This is a genomic window from Rhodococcus sp. T7 (genome assembly GCF_009872365.1).
GTDB lineage: Bacteria > Actinomycetota > Actinomycetes > Mycobacteriales > Mycobacteriaceae > Rhodococcus_F.
On sequence record NZ_WXYH01000253.1, the window covers coordinates 1 to 1,003 of the forward strand.

Sequence of the window (1,003 nt, forward strand, 5' to 3'; positions counted from 1 at the left end):
GTGGCCGACAAGCACCGTATCAACTTCGAGCCCGTCGACATCGAGATGGAAGTCGGCGAAGACGAGTACATCCTCGATGCCGCATTCCGGCAAGGCATCCACCTGATGCACGGCTGCCGTGAGGGGCGGTGCTCGGCCTGCAAGTCCTACGTCCTCGACGGCGATATCCAGATGGAGAACTACTCGACGTTTGCGTGCAACGAATCCGAGGTCGACGAGGGGCACGTACTGCTGTGCCGCGCAACCGCATACAGTGACTGCACGATCGAACTGCTCAACTTCGACGAGGACGAACTTCTCGGCGGGGTTCCCATCCAAGACGTGCGTACCCGCGTGGTAGCGATCGAATCGATGACCAAGGACATCGTGTCGCTGCAGCTGCAGCCCGTCGAGCCGGCAACGTTCGAGTTCAAACCCGGCCAGTACGCCGACCTGACAATCCCGGGCAGCGAGGAACACCGGTCCTTCTCCATGGCGACCACCCAGATGACACCGGACCGGGTGGAGTTCCTCATCAAGAAGTACCCCGGCGGGAAATTCGCCGGCCTGCTCGAGGACGGCATCTCGGTTGGCGACGAGATCGCCCTGACGGGCCCGTACGGGTCGTTCACCCTCAAAGAAGGCCACGTCCTGCCGATCGTCCTGATCGGAGGCGGGGCGGGGATGGCCCCGGTCCTCTCGCTGCTGCGGCACATGAGCGAGACAGCCAACACCCGCCCGGTGCACTTCTACTACGGTGCCCGCACTCCCGCCGACCTGTTCTACGTCGACGAGATCCTCGAACTCGGACGAGGGCTGACGGACTTCACGTTCGTGGCCTGCCTGTCGGAATCGATGGACCCACAGCCCGCGGGGTCGATCGTCGTCGAAGAAGGCAATGTCACCGACGTGGTGAGCCGCCGCGAACCGGACATCAGCAAGACCGAGGTCTACCTCTGTGGGCCACCGCCGATGGTGGATGCCGCTCTGGCCTTGCTCGACGCCAATGGCGCCCCGCACGACC

Annotated in this window: 1 protein-coding gene; it reads left to right on the top strand. The window is 63.7% G+C overall.

From position 1 onward, the window contains the following. Nucleotides 1–1,003 (top strand): 2Fe-2S iron-sulfur cluster-binding protein (locus MLGJGCBP_RS22055; RefSeq protein ID WP_236581252.1); only part of this gene is annotated, 1,003 nt, incomplete at both ends.